The sequence below is a fragment of the Rhodopirellula maiorica SM1 genome, assembly GCF_000346295.1.
In the GTDB taxonomy this organism is placed as follows: Bacteria; Planctomycetota; Planctomycetia; order Pirellulales; family Pirellulaceae; genus Novipirellula; species Novipirellula maiorica.
In genome coordinates this window covers 1-839 of record NZ_ANOG01000480.1, presented here as the reverse complement: position 1 = coordinate 839, position 839 = coordinate 1, and the positions used below count along the sequence as shown (strand labels likewise).

The following is an 839-nucleotide window of genomic DNA, read 5'->3' as shown; positions in this document are numbered from 1 at the left end:
CTGCATCTTACCGGCGCTAGCGGTGCGACGGGTTCCAGTCCCAACGGGACGGCATGCTGCAGCCACGGGTGCAAACCCGTGGTTGCGGGAACCACAACAATTCCGAAGCCCTGAAGGGGCGACATGAATACCTAGCGACGATAGGCGGTGAAATCTCGTTGGCCAAAGCGGTTAACGTGCCGAATGAACCGTGGCTAGCGCCAAAGCAGCTAACTTGCTGAAAGTCGACCGCAGCTAGCGATTCAAATACTGATCCAAGAATTGCTGTTGCGAATCGTCGCTGCCGATCACGACGATTTCCCCGTCTGCGGGCAGCGCGGTGTTGGGATCCGGATTCGCTTGCACTCCCGCGTCTGTGTGAATGGCGATCACACTGCATCCAGTCCTTTGGCGGATCGCAGTCTCGGTCAAGGTCTTGCCGGCAAGCGACGGCGGGATCTTCACCTTGAACACATCCAGCCCTTCGGCCAACAGCAACACGTCGCTGCGGCGGAGTAGATTGAAGATCGCGTTCGCTCCCATCGAGGCCTCCGAGATCACGAAATCGGCTCCGGCGCGATGCAAGGTGTGAACCGTACGTTCGAGCGTCGCGCGGCTGATGATCTGAATGTCCGCGCGCAGTCGACGACAATACAGCGTCAAGTAGACGTTCAACGCGTCGTCGTGGGTGGTAATCACCACGGCAGGTGACTCCATGATTCCGGCCTGCTTCATGATTTCCAGGTCGGCGGCGTCGCCCATGATCAGCCTGCTGTCCTCATCCTTTTGTTTCGCATTTTTCTCCACGATTCGGTACTCGATCGACTGTCGAGCAAGCTCGCGAGCGGTCGCGGATCCCA

Annotated in this window: 1 protein-coding gene; it reads right to left on the bottom strand. The window is 58.5% G+C overall.

What is annotated here, in order from left to right:
* Positions 1-234: 234 nt before the first annotated feature.
* The coding region (locus tag RMSM_RS15130) for a potassium channel family protein (RefSeq protein ID WP_040766973.1) at positions 235-839 on the bottom strand (605 nt) is incomplete at its 5' end.